This window comes from Marinobacter aromaticivorans, from assembly GCF_002806975.1.
Classification (GTDB): domain Bacteria; phylum Pseudomonadota; class Gammaproteobacteria; order Pseudomonadales; family Oleiphilaceae; genus Marinobacter; species Marinobacter aromaticivorans.
Genome location: NZ_NIHD01000038.1, coordinates 1 through 1,082, shown reverse-complemented (window position 1 = coordinate 1,082; position 1,082 = coordinate 1). Strand labels below are relative to the sequence as shown.

The 1,082-nt window shown below is 54.8% G+C and carries 1 protein-coding gene; it reads left to right on the top strand.

The window, feature by feature from the left end; all coding sequences use genetic code 11:
* Positions 1-1,046 (top strand): IS3 family transposase (locus CDH48_RS19025; protein ID WP_100690262.1); only part of this gene is annotated, 1,046 nt, incomplete at its 5' end.
* Positions 1,047-1,082 lie beyond the last annotated feature (36 nt).

Below are 1,082 nucleotides of genomic sequence, written 5' to 3'. Positions count from 1 at the left end.
TCCCGGAGCGCAGGGCAACGATTGAGCTGATCCAGGAAGCCAAAAACGCTGGAGCCCGGCTGTTCAGGGCCTGTGGTGAAGCCGGCATTGGCTTGCGGACTTACCGTCGCTGGTTCCGTGAAGGCTCAGTGCAGCCGGATAAGCGCCCGCAGGCGGTACGCCCCAAACCTGCGAACAAGCTCAGTGAAGAGGAACAGGAGAGGATCTTGTCGACCTGCAATTCAGCCCGTTACGAGAGCCTGCCACCCTCTCAAATCGTACCATCGATGCTGGATGAGGGGCTGTATCTGGCGTCAGAGTCGTCGTTTTACCGAATACTGAAAGCGCATAACCAGCTGAATCATCGGGGACAAAGCCTCACGCCCCAACGCTCTCGCGAAGCAACGACGCACCATGCTTCAGGACCTTGTGAGCTTTGGAGCTGGGATATTACGTACCTGGCTTCAACAGTGCGTGGGCAGTTCTATTACTTGTACATGTTTGAAGATGTCTACAGCCGGAAAATCGTAGGCTATGAAGTCTACGAGGTTGAGAGCGGCGATTACGCGGCTGGGCTATTGCAACGCTGTTTACTCCGCGAGCAGTGCCTCCATCAGCCTCTGGTGTTGCACGCTGACAATGGCGCACCGATGAAAGCTCAGACTATGAAAGCAAAAATGGAAGAGCTGGGCGTATTACCATCGTATAGTCGGCCAAGGGTGAGCAATGATAATGCATTCTCGGAATCGCTGTTCAAGACTCTTAAATATCGTCCGGAATGGCCTTCATCCGGCTTTAAGAGCCTTGGTGATGCAAGACGCTGGGTAAGCGGCTTCGTGACCTGGTACAACACCGAACACAAGCACAGCAAGTTGCGGTTCGTCACACCGCAGGAGCGACATACTGGCGAGGATGTTGCCATCCTGGCCCAGCGTCAACGCGTGTTGGAAGAGGCCAAGCAGCGGACACCGAGTCGCTGGGGAAGTCGCCAGGTCAGAAATTGCGAGCCCGTTGGGCCAACGACACTGAATCCGGTGAAGCGTACGGTAGAAAAAGACGCGGCTTAAACACAGAAACAGTGCCAACTATCTTGAAAAACACCG